The organism is Ancylobacter sp. WKF20 (assembly GCF_029760895.1).
In the GTDB taxonomy this organism is placed as follows: domain Bacteria; phylum Pseudomonadota; class Alphaproteobacteria; order Rhizobiales; family Xanthobacteraceae; genus Ancylobacter.
Genome location: NZ_CP121679.1, coordinates 1,458,812 through 1,474,955 on the forward strand (window position 1 = coordinate 1,458,812; position 16,144 = coordinate 1,474,955).

Below are 16,144 nucleotides of genomic sequence, written 5' to 3' on the forward strand. Positions count from 1 at the left end.
TCGTCGTTGATGAGGCCGCCGCCTTGGGCGGACCGCGATCGAGCCGCGCCCGGAGCTTCCGGCGCCGCGATGGCTCTCTGCAGAGGAACTGCCTGATGGTGCCTGCCAAGCTGGCCAATACCTTCCGCAACATGGTCTCGCCGGAGACGCGGGACACGGTGAAGCGGCTGTTCATGACCGATGGACGCCGGCACTGGAAGGGATACGCCATCTCCTTCGTCTTCATGGGTCTCATGGCCGGGTCCACCTCGGGCCTCGCCTATCTCATGGGGACGGTAATCAACCGAATCTTCGTCGAGCAGAACTCGTCGGCGATCTGGATTCTCTCGGCGGCGGTCCTCGCGCTCAGCGTCATCAAGGGCTTCGCGTCCTACGGCCAGTCCGTCACGCTCGCGCGCGTCGGCAACCGGATCGTCGCGGATAACCAGAAGCGGGTGCTCGACCGCCTGCTCTCGCAGGATGTGCGCTTCTTCAGCGGCAGCCACACCGCCGAGATCATGCTGCGGTTCACCACCGGTGCGCAGGGCGCCCGGAACGTGCTGAACCTCATCATCACCAGCCTCGGCCGCGACCTTCTCTCGGTCATCGGCCTGACGGCGGTGATGATCATCCAGGATCCGTTCATGGCGATGATCGGCCTGATCGTCATGCCGCTGGCCGTCGGTGGCGTGCGCAGCCTGATCCGCAAGGTGCAGAAGATCTTCTCGCGCGAGTTCCACGCCGCCTCGCAGATCATGACCGAATCGATCGAGGCGTTTCAGGGCATCCGCACGGTGAAGTCCTTCACCATGGAGGACGACCTGCGCGCCAAGATCTATGGCCGCGTCGACAATATGGAGAAGGCGTCGAACCGGATGATCCGGGCGCAGTCCCAGTCCGGCCCGCTCATGGAGGCCCTGGGCGGCGTCGCGATCGGCCTCGTCGTCATGTATGCCGGCTGGGGCGTGCTGCATGGCGGCCGCACGCCGGGCGAGTTCTTCTCGGTCATCACCGCGCTCCTGCTCAGCTACGAGCCGGCCAAGCGCCTCGCGCGGCTCAACATCGACCTGACCACGCATCTCATCGGCGCGCGCATGTTGTTCGATATGCTCGACCGCCCGGCGATCGAGACCGATCAGCCGGAGACGCCGAAGCTCACCGTTACCAAGGGCGAGATCGCCTTCGACGACGTGTATTTCGGCTATCGCGAGGACGAGCCGGTGCTGCGCGGCCTGAGCTTCATCGCCGAAGCCGGCAAGACCACCGCGCTGGTCGGCCCGTCCGGCGGCGGCAAGAGCACGATCATGAGCCTGATCGAGCGCTTCTATGAGGTCGACTCCGGCAGCATCAAGGTCGATGGCCAGGATGTGCGAGGCGTCACCTATCGCTCGCTGCGCGAAGCCATCGGCTTTGTCAGCCAGGACGTGTTCCTGTTCTCCGGCACGATCCGCGACAATATCGCCGCCGGCCGTCCCGGCGCCTCGGAAGAGGAGATCATCGAGGCCGCCCGCGCCGCCAATGCGCACAACTTCATCATGGGCTTCAGCGAGGGCTATCAGAGCCGCGTGGGCGAACATGGCGCGCAACTCTCCGGCGGCCAGCGCCAGCGCATCGCCATTGCCCGCGCCTTCCTGAAGAACGCGCCGATTCTCTTGCTCGACGAGGCGACCGCCGCGCTCGACAGCGAATCGGAGGCGGAGGTCCAGAAGGCGCTGCGCCTGCTCGAGCAGAACCGCACCACGATCGTCATCGCCCATCGCCTGCAGACCGTCGTGAGCGCCGATTGCATCTGCGTGATCGACAGCGGCCGCGTGGTCGAAAGTGGCCGCCACGAAGAGCTCGTGGCCAAGCGCGGGCGCTATTACAACTTCCACCAGCTCCAGTTCTCGGGGCAGGAGGAACGCCTCAGCGCGTGATTAATATCCACAGGCCACGCGGTTGCGACTTCACAAACCGAAAACGCGTTGCTATATCGCCGGCCTCCGAGGCGCTCAGCCGCGCCTCCGGTCCCTGATAGCTCAGTTGGTAGAGCGTTCGACTGTTAATCGAATGGTCGCAGGTTCGAGTCCTGCTCAGGGAGCCACTCCCCCGTTTCCGGGGCGGCTCAGCTTCCCCAAGATCGACCGCTGATCCTTAGGCTCTCATCTTGCGCCACTCGCCTTGTCGGGCATGGCGCAAGGGTGAGAAAGAAGTCGGCGCATGGCGCCTCGCCGCTGCTCCTGCCCTGTCAGCTGGAAGCCCAGACGTCCTGCAGATAGCGATGCGACGCCTCCATCTCGGCCAGCGCCTCGGCGCCGAGAATAGCGGTGAAGGCGGCGCGGACATCGGGGGCCATGGTGCGGGCATTGCCGCAGATCAGGACAGAAGCCCCGCGCCCCACCAGCTCCTTGACCCTGACGGCATCGGCCCGCAGCAGATCCTGAACATAGGTCTTGGGCGTACCGGCCCGGCGTGAGTAGGCGACCGCGAGCAGGCCCAGCGTGCCTTCGTCGCGATAGGCTTCCAGTTCCTCGCGATAAAGATAATCGCCCTCATCCCGGCAGCCGAAGAACAGCAGCACCGGCCCCACTGCGATGCCCTTCGCCCGCAAGGCATGCCGCTCCTGGATGAAGCCGCGCAGGGGCGCGATGCCGGTGCCCGGTCCGATGAGGATGAGCGGCACGGAGGGATCGTCCGGCAAATGAAAGGTGCTGCCCGTGTCCTTCACCACCACGCGTAGCGTCGTTCCCTCGGCGCGGCCCGCGAGAAAGGTGCTGCACAGGCCGTCATGCTCGGTGCCATCGCCGCAGCGGAAACGGTGCGCGCCCACGGTGAGCGAGCAGCTATCCGGCGCCAGCAAGGGCGAGGACGAGATGGAATAGTAGCGTGGCTTCAGCGCCGGCCGCAGGCTGAGCAGGGTGGCCAGATCGAGCTGCACCGACGGCACCTGCGCGAGCAGATCCATCATGCGCGGCTTGCCGGCAGCAAGGGTCGGGAAATCGGCGAGCCATTGAGCGATCCGCGCCTGATCGGGCGGGCAGCGGGCCGCCTTCGCCCAGGCCCGCAATTCACGCCGCGTCACCGGGCCGGCGAGATCCACATGCTCGGCGAGAAGCTCGCCGACGCGGACCGGCATGCCGAAGGGCAGCGCGCCCTCCCCCTCCGCTTCCGGCTTCAGGGCGGTCAGCAGCACCGTGGCATCAGCGGCGAGGCCGCAATGCGTCACCGCGGCAGCCACCAGTGCCGGCGGATTGCTGGGGAAGACGCCCAGATGATCACCCGCGGCATACGGGACGCCGGCCGGCAGGGACAGCTCGATATGGCGGGTGGAGCCGCGCGCGTCCGGCGCATGCAGTTCGCGATTGACCCGCACCTCGATCCGCACGGCGTCCTGATCGAGCGCCGTGCCACGGCGCGGTGCCGTCTCCGCTGCCGCGCCGGCGAAATTCACCACCTCGACCTTGAGGACCGGCGTCTCAGCCGCGTCGACGTCCTGGGAACGCCCGGTATCGGCGCTGTCGAGCACCTGCCACAGGCCCGCGCTCCAGATCTCAACCGCCGATTCGAAATCACCGTCCGCATCGGCCGCGCCTGGCTCCAGAAGCGGCGTGCCACCGCGCGCCGCGAGCCCCTCGGCGATGGTCCGGGGGAATTTCTGGAAGGTCTGGCGCCACTGCGCATTGCCGCAGCCCAGCACAGCAAAACGCACCCCGGCGCAGGCGTCCGTCGGGGCAGTGTCCAGCCAGCGGGCGAAGCGGGCGGCGTTGTCCGGCGGGGCGCCATTATAGGTGGAGGTGACGATGACCACCGGCCCTTCGGTCAGCCAGGGCTGGCCCACCTGCTCGTCGAGTTCCGCCACGTGCGCGGCGAAGCCCCGGCTGCCGGCATCGCGCGCCAGGGCGAGGGCGATGTCGCGGCAGCCCCCCATATTGGAGCCATAGAGCACGCTCATCGGCCGGCCGCTCCCCGAGCCGGGCGCGGCAACGGGCGCGCCCTTGGGAGCTTCAGTCCGCACAGGGAACCGGCCCTTCACCTCCGGCCGCCGCTCCAGCAGCATCTCCAGATGATCGGGCTTCACGGTGAGCGCCTGCTTGTGGCGCAGCACGTAATGCGGGTCGCGCGGCCGTGCCGTGTAGCGCTGGATAAAGCGGGCCAGCACCATGCGCGCTTCCAGCAAGGCGAACTGGAAGCCGATGCAGGAGCGCACGCCCATGCCGAAGGGGTGGTAGGCATCGCGGTGGTGCTGGCCCTCCTCCCCCGGCAGGAAGCGGTCGGGGCGGAAGCTGTGCGCGTCGGGGCCCCAGAAGCGTGGATTGGTGTGCATGGTGGTCAGCGACACGAAGATGCGCTCGCCGGCCTTCACCGCGTAGCGGCCATGGCCCACGGTCGTGTCGCGGGTGACATAACGGGGGAACATGGGCACGGGCGGGCACAGCCGCAGCGCCTCCTTCAGGACGCGCTGGGTGTAGTCCAGCCGGCCGCAATCCTCATAGGTCGGAACATAGGAGAAGTCCCGGCCGAGCACCTGATCCACCTCGGCGATCAGCTTCTCCAGCGCCTCAGGATGCTTCCAGAGATAATACAGCGCATAGGAGAGCATGCCGCTGGTGGTCTCATGGCCGGCGATCAGCAGGACGATGAGCTGGCCGCGAATATTGTCGTCCGGCAGCTTCAGCCCGGTCACCCGGTCCGGCGTGGTGAGCATCACCTGCAGCAGGTCCGTGGGCACGGGCGCGCCACTGTCCATGAGCGCGCGCCGATCGCGGATGATGGCGTTCACATCGTCCAGCATGATTTTGTCGGCGGCGGCGCGGTGGCGGCGGGCCTCGTGGTAGAAGATTTCCGGCAGGAGGCGCTTCGGCTCCTGCATGGCATCCACCAGGACCAGATTCATCGCCTCCACGAACGGCGGCAGTTCGGGAGAGTCGATCGCATCGTACCGCTTGTTGAAGGCGGCGTAGGAGATGGCCTCGAAGGTCATCCGGGTCATCAGGTCGGTGGCGAGGAAGCTCTCGTCGGGCCCCAGGCGGTCGAGATGAGCGAAGAGGTCGTCGGCCACCTCGACGATGCGGCCATAGTAGTTCTTCAGCGCGGTCGAGCCGAAGGCGGGGGCGAGGATGCGGTGGGCGCGGTGCCACAGCGGGTCATCGTCACTGGCGGTGAACAGCGCGCTGCCGACACTCTTTTCCGCGAGGTTGCCAAGGCCGCCACGGCCCTCCACCACCTTGGCGAACACATCAGGGGCAGCCGTCATCTCCGAGACGATATCGGCATCGGCGCAGAAATAGGCCTTTCCGCCCGGCGCCGTGAAGGCGAAGAAGTCGCCATAGCGGGCGTGAAGATCGGCCATCGCGCCCACAAGGCCATCCGCGTGGTGGAGCTCCGGCAGATTTCCGACGATGGGGTAAGGCTTGGGACCGGGAACGGCCTCCTGCGCCCCGCTGGCATCGTGGCCGGCGGTCACCAGCGTCAGCTGCGTCCCGTCGGGAACGCTGTCATCCAGCGCGACCACCCTCCCATCCGGCGTTTCCACATGGAAAGTCGCGCCCGGCTCGAGATGGGCGGCAGCACGGACCGCCTCCAGCACCGCCTCGCGGCTCGCACCGGGAAACCAGCCGACGCGGATGTTTCCGGCCGGGAGACGGAGTTCAAGGGTCTTCAGGGCCGGAATGGCCTCACCGGCTGCGGTTTCATCGGGGGGCGTGCGTGCGGACATGGGGCCTCCTGGCGCCCGGAGGTGATCAGCGTTCGGCGTGCGGCAACGTGGCGGAGCTGCCCTGCGCCGGGCTGACCTGAAGCGCCTCGATGGCGGCGACCGTCGCCGCCATGTCGCGCTCGGGGTCGATCTCCCGCGCCACGGCCTTCGCACGGGCGGCGAATGCGGGATTGTCCAGCACGGCGCGCAGGCTCTGTTCGAGGGTGGCCCAGTTGACCTTCTTGAGCGGCAGCTCGGCCCCGACGCCGATGCGGCGCATCCGCATCGCATTGTCCGGCTGGTCGAAGGCGAAGGGGATGGTGAGCACCGGGACGCCCGCCCGCAAGGCTTCGGCGCAACCGCCCACGCCACCATGCTGCACGATGGCGGCGGCATGGGGAAACAGCAGGGAGTGCGGGGCATAATCGAGCGCCAGCACCTGATCGGCCGGCGCATCGGGCGGTGGGTTCTTGCCCATGAGCAGGATGGCGCGGCGCCCGAGCGCGCCCGCCGTCTCCGCCGCGATCTGGTAGAAATCATGGGCGAGATGTACCGCCGTGGTCCCCAGGGTGAAGACTACCGGCGGGGTGCCCGCCGCGAGGAAGGCGTCGATCCGGGCGGCGGTCTCCGGGCTCGCTTCCTGCGCGAAGAAGGGAAAGCCGGTCTGGACGGCAGCCGCCGGCCAGTCCCGCTGGGGCGCACCGAAAGCGCGGGGGAATAGCGCCAGCACGAGATCCGGCGAGAACTTGTCGGCGAAGATGATGTCGCCGGTGCCCACTCCCATCTCGCGCTGAAGCGCCAGGAGCGGCCCGGCCCACCGCGTCGTCTGGCGGCGCATGAGGCGGAACATCAGCTTCTGCGGCCAGGTTCCGAGATGGCGCAGGTGAAAGCCCGCCGGAAACCAGCTGTAGATGCTGGGATCGAGCGCCGACATCATGGTGGCGGGCGCCAGCATGGCATTGGCCCAGGGGATACCCCGCCGCGCCGCAACCAGGCGTGCCACATGGACGAGTTCGCCCACCACCAGCGCGTCCGCGCCTTCGGTGGCATTCAGCAGATCCTCGTAGGTTTCCCGCACATGGGGAAAGACGAGGTCGAGAAGCAGGCGGCGCCCGCCATGTACCGGGTCGCCGAAGATCTCCATCAGCACGTCGGGCGGAAAGTCCGGCCGCAGGGGATGGAAGGCCAGGCCGAGCGCCGCCACGCGCGGGGCATAGACCGGCGGGGCGGCGATGATCGGCTCATGGCCGCGCGCGCGCAGCGCCTGCCCGATCGCGAGCATGGGATAGAGATCACCGAACGATCCGAGCGTGGCCAGAACAACGCGCATCAGGGCACCATCTTGGCGTTTTGTGGGAGCGCAGCCGGTTTACGACGCATCAGCACCCAAGCGGCCAGCAGGCCGAGCGCCACCATGCCGGAACCGACGTAATAGCCGTCACCAATGCTCTGGGCGGCGCTGAGGCGCAGGGCGGAGGCGACCGCCGGCCACTGCTCGAGCAGCGCCCGCACCGCCTCGTCCTTGCCATAGATGGCCTGCTCCATCAGGCTCTCTAGATGCGCGCGGGCCTCCCCCTCGGGCACCGCCTTCGCCGCGATATCGAGCACGCGGGCCCGCTCCATGCCGGCGACCACCGTCCCGATGGCCGCCATGCCGATGGCGCCGCCGAGCTGGCGCACCGTGTCGAGGGCACCGAAGGCACTGCCGCGCCGGTCCTCTGCCACGCGCGCGGTGCCGTCCGTATAGGCCTGCGACAGGAAGAGGCCCATCCCCGCGCCGGTGACGATGAGGGCGGGGAACATCAGCAGGAAATCGGCACGCGGCAGCACCTGCGTCTGCCAGAACAGGCCGAGGGTCGCCAGCGTCAATCCCGTGACCACCGGCAGCTTCGCGCCATAGCGGTCATAGAGCCGGCCCGCCAGCGGCGCACAGAGCATCAGCGGCAGCAGAAACAGCAGCATGGCGAGGCCCGACTGAAGCGGGGTGAAGTGCAGGATGCGCTGGAGATAGATGGCGCCGAAGGCCGATTGGCCGACCAGCGCGCACTGCGCGCAGAACAGCACGATGCCGTCCGCGGCGAACTGCCGGTCGGCGAACAGGCGCATATCCACCAGTGGCTCGAGCGCACGCCGCTGCCCGATGATGAACAGCGCCAGCAGAACCGCGCCTGCCGCGATCAGGGTGAGCGTAAGGGCCGCGTTCCAACCCCAGACATGGCTCTGCTGTAGACCCAGCACCAGAGGCCCCAGCGCCACCGCCAGAAGCAGGCTGTGCATCGGCCGGAAGATGCCGCCTCGCGGGCTGGCGGTCGCCGGCCCGGCCGCACGCAGCATCAGCAGGGTGGCCGCGGCTAGCGGGAGGTTCACGAAGAAGGCCCAGCGCCAGCCGCCGAGCTGCACCAGCGCGCCGCAGATGATGGGACCGAACACCAGCGCCAACCCGCCCAGGGCGCTGTAAATGCCCATCGCCCGGCCGCGCTGGGTGGGCCCGAACGCCTCGGTGGCCAGCAGCGCCGCCGCCGGCCCCATCAGGATATTGCCCAGCCCCTCCAGCACCCGGCCGCACAGCAGCATGGGCAGGTCAACCGACACGCCGCAGAGGAGCGAGCCGAGGGCGAACAGCACGACCCCGGCAATGAAGCTGCGTTTGCGGCCAAAGACATCCGCCAGCCGCCCCCCGGTCGCGATGGTGGCCGCGACGGTCAGTGCGTAGAGGGTGATGATCCATTGCTGGGCGCCGTGGCTCAGCATCAGGTCGCGCTGGATGGAGGGGAGCGCCACCGCTGTGCCGGTGACGTCGATCATGATCATGCCCAGCGCGCCGCTGCCGGCGAACACGGCGTACCATTGCTGCTGGCTGGTCGCGGCAGTCATGCTGGCTCCCGACATCCGGCAATCGCGGTTCCCGCGAGCGGAGTGAGACGCCGCGAAAGCCCGGGCACAAGTTTCCGCATACCGCATGAACTTGTCCATCGTTGCCGGCGATGCGACCCAAAATAGCCAGATCAACGCGATGGCCGCGATCACGCGCGGCGTCACCTGTCTCCCGCCGTCGCGCCATAGCCACTGACGCGCCCGCCTGCTATTGCGCGGACATCAGCAGAAGGGGCGTCCGTAACGCTCCAGAAGGATCGGCGGCAGCACCCATGACTCCCGAGGACTTCCGCGACGCGCTCGAGCGGCTCGGGCAGACGCCCGCCAGCCTTGCCAAACTCATCGGCGTGGACGTGCGCACGGCGCGCCGCTGGAGCACGGGGCAGAAGGCCATCCCGGACAGTGTCGCGGCCCAGATCGGCGCACTTGTCGAAGCCGGTGGCGTGACGCCGGAGCTGGTCGCGGAAATCGAGGCCACCCGGAACGACACCAGCGCGGAGCCGCAGATCGCGCGCTTCGTCTGGGTCCAGCGCAAGGACGAGGATCCGTACTGGACGGTTGCCGAGCACGACCTGATCGCGGATGTCTTCTATCTCCCCGGCCGGCTGGAGCGGTTCACCGCCGACGAGCTGGTGCTGGGCGCGGTGATCGCCCCGCCAGCCGGGTAACCAGCCCCCTCGCCTCAGCCCGCCTCATCGGTCGGCCCGGCCTCGCGCGCCGCCAGCGCGCGGCGCAGGCGTTCATTCTCCCGGCGCAGCGCGGCGATCTCGTCACGCACCGGTTCCAGCACGACCTCCAGCTCCGCCTGGGTGAAGCGGGGCGTGATGTGCTGCGGGCAGTTCCAGTCGAAGGCTTCCACCGTGATGAGGGCGAGGCGCTCGATGCGGCCGCTATAACCCGGCATGGCCAGCCTCTCGGCCAGCGCCGGGTCGTCCGTCGCATCGACGAGGCGCATATGGCCGAAGATCTTAAGCCGCTGGCGATGGGCATAATCCATCAGGAACAGCGACACGCGGTCATTCGCCCGCACATTTCCGGTGGTGATGTACTGACGGTTGCCACGGAAATCGGCGAAGCCCAGCGTCGCCTCATCCACCGGCTTCAGGAAACCCGCCGGCCCGCCCCGGTACTGGACATAGGGCCAGCCGGTCTCAGAGACGCTGGCGAGGTAGAAGCCGTCGCGCCCGGCGATATAGGCCAGCTCCGGCGGACCGAGGCGCTGGCTGGGCGCCCCCTCCTGCGCATCGCCACGCGCGCCGAACCGCGCCCACTGGGCCGCGCTGCCATAATGCTCCTGCGCCGCCCGCACCGAGGGCGTGGCGGCGATGTCGAGATATTTGCTGCCCATCTGCCTTCTATCCTCGCCGCCGGCGTCCCGGCGGCTCTCGCGTCCGGACCGCTCAGTTCTGCAGCGCCCAGTCGGCCACCTGCCAGCGCATCTGTCCACGGTCATTGACGATGCGCCCGAGACCGGGGAACGGCATGTGGGTGGCGGCGATCAGCGTGTTGTCCGAGGCCGCGCGCGAAAAGAAGCGCTCGCGCATCGCCTGCGCCGCCGGCCGGTCCTGCTCGAACAGGAAGAAGACATCGGTCGCCCCCGGATGCACCACCGGAAACACCATGTCGGACACCATGATGAGGCTCTTGCCGCCATCGGCCACCCGCACGCCGATATGGCCGGGCGTATGGCCGGTGAGGTCGACGATAGAGATGCCCGGCGCGATCTCGCGCTCGCCGTCGATGGCCTGCAGCTTGGGATAGAGGCGCACCACCTCTTCCGCCATGCGGAAGCTGGTCTGGAGATAATCCGGCGCCCCCGCGCGCTTGGCCGGATCGGTCCAGTGCTTCACGTCGCGCCGGTCGATGAACAGCTCGGCATTGGGGTAGTTGTTCTTCCCGCCCAGCACCAGCCCGCCCATATGGTCCTGATGCAGATGGGTGACGATCACCGCGTCGATCTGGTCGGGGCGAAGCCCGATGGCGGCAAGCGCCTGCGGCAGCGCGCCGGTCTTGCCGATGGAGCCGGCCGCGCCGGTGTCGATCAGGATGCGGCGCGTGCCATCCTCGATCAGATACTGGTTGAACAGGAAGCGCACGCCGCTTGGCCGCGCCACGAACTGCGCCACCGCCTCCTGCTCCACCTGCGCGGCCGTCTGGCCGGGAAAATAGGTGTAAGGCATGTCGGCATAGCCGTCGGTGAGCGCGGTCACGGTGAAGCGGCCGATGGTGATCTGCGCGAGCGGCGTCACCGTCGCCACTCCGGCGCTGGCGGCCGTCGCCGAGGTCGCCGCCAGACTGGCGGTTGGCGTGAGAAGCGGCAGCAGGCCGCCGCCGACGATGCCGAGAGGAAGGCCGGTCGCAAAGGCACGGCGGGAAAGGTGAGGCATGGTGCCCTCCGTCTGATCCACGACTCGGCGCAGAGCGCGATCCCAGACGCGGCCCCACCCGGCTGGCTCTGACGCTAGGACATCCAGAACATGCGCAGTATCCTGTGATTCTGGAAGCTGTCCTCTCACTATTCGGAAGGCTCATGGATCGGTTCGAGGCGATGTCCGTGCTCATGGCCGTGGTGGAGGCCGGCAGCCTATCGGCCGGCGCGCGGCGCCTGAACGCCCCGCTCGCCACGATCAGCCGCAAGGTCACCGAACTCGAGCAGCATCTCGGCACGCGGCTTCTGGTGCGCAGCAGCCGCGGGTTGACGCTCACCGATGCCGGCCGCGCCTTTGTCGCCGCCTCCCGCCGGATTCTGGAGGATCTGGAGGCGGCCGAGCGGCAGGCCGCGGGCGAATACAGCGCGCCACGCGGCTGGCTGCAGGTCACCGCGCCCATCTCTTTCGGCGAGCGCCATCTGCTTCCGGTCGCGCTGGCGTTCCTCGCCGAACAGCCGGAGATCGACCTGCGGCTCATGCTGGCCGACCGGCAGATCAATCTGGCGGATGAGCATGTGGATATCGCGCTGCGCATCGGCCATCTCGCGGACAGTTCGCTGATCGCGACGCGCGTCGGGGCGGTACGCCGGGTCATCTGCGCCAGCCCCGCCTATCTCGCGCGGCGCGGCGTGCCCCATCAGCCGGAAGATCTCGCCGGGCATGACGGCATCAGCTTCCAGGGTTTCGCCGTCGCGCCGGAATGGCGCTACCGGCGCGACAGCGCGGCCTTCGCCGTCGAGCCACGCCCCCGGCTGGCGGTGAACACGACGGAAGCAGCCATCCAGGCGGCGCTGGCGGGCCTGGGGATTATCCGTGTGCTGTCCTATCAGGTGGCGGATGAGCTTCGCGCGGGCCGGTTGCAGGAGCTGCTGCCGACATTCGCTCCGGAACCGCTGCCCGTGAACCTCATCTACCCGGAAGCCGGCCTTATGCCGTTGAAGGTCCGCTGCTTCATGGACTGGGCCGTGCCCCGCCTGCGCGCGCGCCTCGCCGATCTCGGCTAGCCCCCGCGAGGGGACCGGACGGGCGATCTCGCAACGGAGGGCATTAGCGGGATGCTGTTCTGGTCGCTCCCAAAAGCCCGCGCGCCCGACGCGAAAGGAACGCTCATGGCCACCGCCGAGCCGGACTACGATCAGCTTCTGCGCGCCAATCTCGAGCGCGTCTTCAACGAGCGCGATGATGAGGCGCGGGCACGGGCGATCGACGCGCTCTTTGCCGCCGATCCCGTAATGTATGAGCCGGACAATATCGTGGAAGGCCGCGCCGCGGTCTCCGCCATTGCCGGCAAGCTTCTGGAACAGTTCGGCCCCACTTTCCGCTTCACCGCCACCGGCCGCGCCGTTGGCCATCACGGCCTCGCGGTGCTGCGCTGGGAAGCCGGCCCGGCGGGCGGTCCCGTCGCCGTCACCGGCACGGATGCCGCACGGATCGTCGACGGGCGCATAGCGGAGCTGTGGGTTTTGTTGAACGCGCCCGAAGTCTGAGGGCCGGGGCTCCCGCCGCCTCGGTGGGCGAAACAGCGGGGCCGTCGGCGCGCGTCAGGCGGCGGTCTTGACCGCGCCATCCTTCATCCGGGCGGCGAGCGACTGCGTCGCGCCAAGGCTGAACAGATGCGCGTAGATCGCCCCGAGGAAGTTCAGCCGGCGCAATTCCAGCAGCGCCGCCTCGGAAATCGCCGCGAACTTGGCCTCGTCCACGATGAAGAGGCCGTGGACGCTGGCGCTCGCGCCTTCAGGCGTCTTCACGTCGAGGGTGACGCTGCGCAGCAGGTCGAACTCCCCAAGCTTGGCGCAGAGCTGCTCGGTGCGCTTGGCGGCGCCGGCATATTCCGTCACCAGCTTCACCGTCGCGTTCAGGGCCGGCGTCGCCTTGCCCTCGTCGTCGAACAGGCGCTCGACGCCCTCCCCCACGCCGAAGCCGGCATGGCCGGTGTCGACGCAGATCAGCGGGTCGCCCGCCGGCCGCTCGCCGAGGATGAACGGGAAGCGCCGCAGATAGGCCGGCAGATACCCTCCGTTCCAGCGTCCTTCGCTGATGAACAGGTTGCTCTGCGCCTTCAGCCCGCACAGGAACACGGCCGAGTGGCCGGTGCCGGCGGGGGCGAAAACGATGGGAATCTCGCGCGCCGCCGCGGCAAACTCCTCGGCCACCGCCGGGATGATGTGGGCGCGGGCCGCGAAGCCGAAGCGGTCGGCGGCGGTCGAGACGCCATGCGCCCGATGCGCCTGGCTGTCGAGCGGAACGACCGAGGAGTAGAAGAGCGGCAAGTCGGACATGGGGGTCTCGGCTCTGGGAACGGGGAACGAGCGCCAGCGGTAGATCCGTAGCGCCTCCGTTTTAGCGTAGCTCCGCCCACCTTGTCCTGCCAAACAGCGACGAGCCCCCAGCCGGCGCCCGCCGCCCGCTTGCGGGTGCCGGCGCTTGTCGCCATAGTCGCGCCACGGATTCCCGGCCTCGATACGCCCCGTCCGGCACCGATCGCGGCGCCCGGTGGAACGTGTTGTGCGCGGGATGCCCTCCCGCCCGAGCGACCGCATGCCCCGCAAGCCACAAAACATCCTCTACGCCGCCAATGAGAAGCCGCCGCTGACCACGCTGCTGATTCTCGGCGTGCAGCACGCGACCCTGTCGCTGCTCTTCATCGTCTACCCGCTGGTGGCGGCGACCGAGGCGGGGCTCTCCTTCGAGAGCACGCAGATCCTCATCACCAGCTGCATCATCTTCATGGCGGTGGCGACGCTGCTGGAATGCTGGCCGCGCACCGGCTCCGGGCTGCTGCTGGTGCAGATTCCGAACATGGCGCATCTGCCGCTGGCGTTGCAGTCCTATGCGGCGGGTGGCCCGGCGGTCTATGTCACGATGAGCCTGATCGCGGCGGTGTCCCAGCTCTCGCTGACGCGCTTCATGAACGCGATGCGCACGCTGTTCCCGCCGGAGATCTGCGGCGTGGCCGTGACCATGCTCGGCGTGGCGCTGGCCGAGCCGTCGCTGCGGCGCATGTTCGGGCTGGGCGAGGGGCCGGATTCGCTGGCCGATGGGCGCTATGTGCTGGTGAGCTTCACCGCGCTGGCGATCATCGTCGTGCTGGCGATCTTCTCGCGCGGCCTGCTGCGGCTCTTCGCGGTCGCCATCGGCGCGGCGATTGGCTGGATCCTCGCCGTCTATACCGGCGTCGCCATTGCCCCGGCCGAGCCGACCTTCTCCTCCCTGCCCTATGTCGATCTGCCGAGCCTTGGCTGGCCGGGTCTTGGCTTCTCCTGGGCCATCGTCCCGGCTGCCGTGATCACCGGCATCATCTCGGCGGTGGACATGCTCGGCACGGTCGTCTCCATGCAGCGCATGGACGATGCTGACTGGCGCCGCGCCGACATGAACCAGGCGGCGCGCGCCATCCGCGCCAACACCGTCAGCGACATGGGCACGGCGGTGACCGGCGGCTTCGCCAGTGCCTCCTCCTCGGCGGCGATCGGCGTGGCCTTCGCCACCGGCAGCACGGCGTGGCGCATCGGCATCGTCTCCGGCGTGGTGATGCTGCTCGCGGCCTTCTCGCCGAAGCTCATCGCCTCGCTGACCGTGATCCCCGCGCCGGTGATCGGCGCCATCCTGCTCTACAGCGCCGCCTTCCTGATCGTCGCCGGCATGGAGCTGATCCTCTCCCGCCGCCTGTCGGACCGGCGCATCTTCACGGTGGGTCTCGCCGTTCTCGCGGGCCTTGCCGTCGCGGTGCTGCCGCAGCTGGTGCATCAGGCGCCCGGCTGGGCGCAGCCGATCCTGGAATCGCCGCTCTCGGTGTCCACGGCGGTCGCGGTCATCCTCAACCTCGTCTTCCAGATCGGCATCCGCCAGACGGCATCGGTGCCGGTGACGGCCGATGACAACCCCTTCACCGCCTCCACCGAGTTCCTTGAGCGGCAGGGCGACCTCTGGGGCGCGCGGCGCGACGTGGTTGCCGCCGCCATCCCCGTTGTGGCCGAGGCGATCGAGACGCTGATCGACACCGGCGTCGCCGAAGACGGGCTGGAGATGGAAGCGCGTTTCGACGAGACCAATTTCGATGTCGTGCTGCTCTACAAGGGCGAGGCCATCGAGATCCCCACGCTGCGGCCCTCGCCGGAAGACCTGCTGGGCGACGCGAAGGCCGTGGCACGTTTCGTCGGCTACATGCTGAGCAAACGGGCCGACAAGCTGGTGCTCGGCAAGCGCGGCGAGCGCCAGGCCCTGACGCTGCGCTTCGAGCACTGACGACCGTTCCGCACCACCACCTGCGCTTGCGCGCCCCGGAGCTTTATGGCTAGCTCGATTTCGCTTGGCCGCCGCTCTCGCGCGTGAGCCAGCCTGACCCGACGGGATTTCACGCCTATGCAGATCGACCGCTTCATCGAAAAGGATGTCGTCATCACCACCGTGAAGGGGCGGCTCGACAGCAGCTCCTCGCACAAGCTGGACGACTTCCTGGCGGAGATCCCGCAGGGCAACAACCCGATCCTGCTCGATTTCGCCGAGCTCACCTATATCAGCTCGGCCGGGCTGCGCGTCGTGCTGAAGGCGACCAAGCTCGCCCGCAGCCAGGGCGTGGCGCTCGCCATTTGCAGCCTCGTGCCGCAGGTGCATGAAGTGTTCGATGTCAGCGGCTTTACCACGCTGATCCCGATCCATCCCAGCCGCGACGCGGCGCTCGCCGCCCTCGCCTAAGTCAACTTCCCCAGCGGCATCCGTCGGCGGGACAGGCCATGATCATCCGGGAGATCGACCTCAGCCTGCCGAACCAGCTCTCGCAGATGGAGGGTCTGGTCGCCGCGCTCGACTTCTTCATCGAGACCTCCGCCATCCCCGCCAAGCCGGCCTATCGCCTGCACCTCGCGGTGGACGAGTTCGTCAACAACGCCGTGGACTATGGCTACAAGGACGGGCGCGCCGGCGAGATCGGCGTGCATCTGCGCCATCTGGGCGAGGCGCTGGAACTCACCCTGTCCGATGATGGCGACGCCTTCGATCCGTTCAACGCCCCCCCGCCGGACCTCGCCGGCACGCTGGACGAGCGCCGGATCGGCGGGCTGGGCGTGCATCTCGTGCGCACGCTGGCCGACAGCTTTGCCTATAAGCGCGAGAATGGCCGCAACGTCGTGACGCTTCGCCTCTCCCTCGCCGGTGAGACCGCGCAGGCGCGGGAAGCCTGAGAGCCCTC

Annotated in this window: 13 protein-coding genes and 1 tRNA gene; 8 read left to right on the forward strand and 6 right to left on the reverse strand. The window is 68.4% G+C overall.

The annotated features are described in order from the left end of the window. Nucleotides 1-95 precede the first annotated feature (95 nt). Both AncyloWKF20_RS06685 and AncyloWKF20_RS06690 read left to right on the forward strand, forming a co-directional pair. On the forward strand, nt 96-1,895 hold the full coding sequence (locus AncyloWKF20_RS06685) for an ABC transporter ATP-binding protein (RefSeq protein ID WP_279317102.1): 1,800 nt from the start codon (nt 96-98) through the stop codon (nt 1,893-1,895). Nucleotides 1,896-1,986: 91 nt separating this feature from the next. Further along, nucleotides 1,987-2,062 (forward strand) — tRNA-Asn (locus AncyloWKF20_RS06690). Nucleotides 2,063-2,206: 144 nt separating this feature from the next. Here the strand turns inward: AncyloWKF20_RS06690 and AncyloWKF20_RS06695 are convergent. The 3 genes from AncyloWKF20_RS06695 to AncyloWKF20_RS06705 are packed head-to-tail and all read right to left on the reverse strand — an operon-like array spanning nt 2,207 to nt 8,527. Next, nucleotides 2,207-5,674 (reverse strand): cytochrome P450, encoded by a 3,468-nt coding sequence (locus AncyloWKF20_RS06695; protein ID WP_279317103.1) that lies wholly within the window; start codon nt 5,672-5,674, stop codon nt 2,207-2,209. Between the two features lie 25 nt (nt 5,675-5,699). Then, nucleotides 5,700-6,983 (reverse strand): nucleotide disphospho-sugar-binding domain-containing protein, encoded by a 1,284-nt coding sequence (locus AncyloWKF20_RS06700; protein WP_279317104.1) that lies wholly within the window; start codon nt 6,981-6,983, stop codon nt 5,700-5,702. After that, nucleotides 6,983-8,527, reverse strand: coding sequence for an MFS transporter (locus AncyloWKF20_RS06705; RefSeq protein WP_279317105.1), 1,545 nt, complete (start codon nt 8,525-8,527; stop codon nt 6,983-6,985). The genes AncyloWKF20_RS06700 and AncyloWKF20_RS06705 overlap by 1 nt, the downstream gene beginning before the upstream one ends. 272 nt (nt 8,528-8,799) lie before the next feature. On the opposite strand from AncyloWKF20_RS06705, the gene AncyloWKF20_RS06710 reads away from it, so the two are divergent. Further along, nucleotides 8,800-9,195 carry a hypothetical protein gene (locus tag AncyloWKF20_RS06710; protein ID WP_279317106.1) on the forward strand — a complete coding sequence of 132 codons (396 nt, stop codon included), beginning with the start codon at nt 8,800-8,802 and terminating at the stop codon, nt 9,193-9,195. A 14-nt stretch (nt 9,196-9,209) separates the two neighbouring features. Here the strand turns inward: AncyloWKF20_RS06710 and AncyloWKF20_RS06715 are convergent, their stop codons facing one another. Further along, nucleotides 9,210-9,875, reverse strand: a complete 666-nt coding sequence (locus tag AncyloWKF20_RS06715) for a pyridoxamine 5'-phosphate oxidase family protein (protein WP_279317107.1) — start codon at nt 9,873-9,875, stop codon at nt 9,210-9,212. Nucleotides 9,876-9,927: 52 nt separating this feature from the next. Then, entirely contained in the window at nt 9,928-10,914 is a 987-nt protein-coding gene (locus tag AncyloWKF20_RS06720) for an MBL fold metallo-hydrolase (protein WP_279317108.1), read from the reverse strand. 143 nt (nt 10,915-11,057) lie between these two features. Here AncyloWKF20_RS06720 and AncyloWKF20_RS06725 point away from each other — a divergent pair, with 143 nt between their 5' ends. Both AncyloWKF20_RS06725 and AncyloWKF20_RS06730 read left to right on the forward strand, forming a co-directional pair. Beyond that, nucleotides 11,058-11,960, forward strand: a complete 903-nt coding sequence (locus AncyloWKF20_RS06725) for a LysR family transcriptional regulator (RefSeq protein WP_279317109.1) — start codon at nt 11,058-11,060, stop codon at nt 11,958-11,960. Between the two features lie 105 nt (nt 11,961-12,065). Beyond that, on the forward strand, nt 12,066-12,443 hold the full coding sequence (locus AncyloWKF20_RS06730; protein ID WP_279317110.1) for a nuclear transport factor 2 family protein: 378 nt from the start codon (nt 12,066-12,068) through the stop codon (nt 12,441-12,443). 54 nt (nt 12,444-12,497) lie between these two features. On the opposite strand, the gene AncyloWKF20_RS06735 is transcribed toward AncyloWKF20_RS06730, so the two are convergent. Next, the gene (locus AncyloWKF20_RS06735) at nt 12,498-13,235 is read right to left on the reverse strand and encodes a SapC family protein (protein ID WP_279317111.1); all 738 of its coding nucleotides are present in this window, start codon (nt 13,233-13,235) and stop codon (nt 12,498-12,500) included. Nucleotides 13,236-13,494: 259 nt separating this feature from the next. Between AncyloWKF20_RS06735 and AncyloWKF20_RS06740 the strand changes: the two genes are divergently transcribed. From AncyloWKF20_RS06740 to AncyloWKF20_RS06750, 3 genes are all read left to right on the forward strand, one after another. Continuing rightward, nucleotides 13,495-15,201: a solute carrier family 23 protein gene (locus tag AncyloWKF20_RS06740; protein ID WP_279317113.1), complete on the forward strand. Its 1,707-nt coding sequence runs from the start codon at nt 13,495-13,497 to the stop codon at nt 15,199-15,201. Between the two features lie 117 nt (nt 15,202-15,318). Beyond that, complete coding sequence (locus AncyloWKF20_RS06745) at nt 15,319-15,651, forward strand: STAS domain-containing protein (protein ID WP_267582156.1); 333 nt, start codon at nt 15,319-15,321, stop codon at nt 15,649-15,651. A gap of 38 nt (nt 15,652-15,689) precedes the next feature. Further along, nucleotides 15,690-16,136 carry an ATP-binding protein gene (locus AncyloWKF20_RS06750; RefSeq protein ID WP_279317114.1) on the forward strand — a complete coding sequence of 149 codons (447 nt, stop codon included), beginning with the start codon at nt 15,690-15,692 and terminating at the stop codon, nt 16,134-16,136. The last annotated feature ends 8 nt before the right edge of the window (nt 16,137-16,144 follow it).

Excerpts from the sequence above, each read along its gene's own strand:
- AncyloWKF20_RS06685 (WP_279317102.1), top strand. The coding sequence starts at position 96 with ATGGTGCCTGCCAAGCTGGCCAATACCTTCCGCAACATGGTCTCGCCG.
- AncyloWKF20_RS06695 (WP_279317103.1), bottom strand. The coding sequence starts at position 5,674 with ATGTCCGCACGCACGCCCCCCGATGAAACCGCAGCCGGTGAGGCCATT.
- AncyloWKF20_RS06700 (WP_279317104.1), bottom strand. The coding sequence starts at position 6,983 with ATGCGCGTTGTTCTGGCCACGCTCGGATCGTTCGGTGATCTCTATCCC.
- AncyloWKF20_RS06705 (WP_279317105.1), bottom strand. The coding sequence starts at position 8,527 with ATGACTGCCGCGACCAGCCAGCAGCAATGGTACGCCGTGTTCGCCGGC.
- AncyloWKF20_RS06710 (WP_279317106.1), top strand. The coding sequence starts at position 8,800 with ATGACTCCCGAGGACTTCCGCGACGCGCTCGAGCGGCTCGGGCAGACG.
- AncyloWKF20_RS06715 (WP_279317107.1), bottom strand. The coding sequence starts at position 9,875 with ATGGGCAGCAAATATCTCGACATCGCCGCCACGCCCTCGGTGCGGGCG.
- AncyloWKF20_RS06720 (WP_279317108.1), bottom strand. The coding sequence starts at position 10,914 with ATGCCTCACCTTTCCCGCCGTGCCTTTGCGACCGGCCTTCCTCTCGGC.
- AncyloWKF20_RS06725 (WP_279317109.1), top strand. The coding sequence starts at position 11,058 with ATGGATCGGTTCGAGGCGATGTCCGTGCTCATGGCCGTGGTGGAGGCC.
- AncyloWKF20_RS06730 (WP_279317110.1), top strand. The coding sequence starts at position 12,066 with ATGGCCACCGCCGAGCCGGACTACGATCAGCTTCTGCGCGCCAATCTC.
- AncyloWKF20_RS06735 (WP_279317111.1), bottom strand. The coding sequence starts at position 13,235 with ATGTCCGACTTGCCGCTCTTCTACTCCTCGGTCGTTCCGCTCGACAGC.
- AncyloWKF20_RS06740 (WP_279317113.1), top strand. The coding sequence starts at position 13,495 with ATGCCCCGCAAGCCACAAAACATCCTCTACGCCGCCAATGAGAAGCCG.
- AncyloWKF20_RS06745 (WP_267582156.1), top strand. The coding sequence starts at position 15,319 with ATGCAGATCGACCGCTTCATCGAAAAGGATGTCGTCATCACCACCGTG.
- AncyloWKF20_RS06750 (WP_279317114.1), top strand. The coding sequence starts at position 15,690 with ATGATCATCCGGGAGATCGACCTCAGCCTGCCGAACCAGCTCTCGCAG.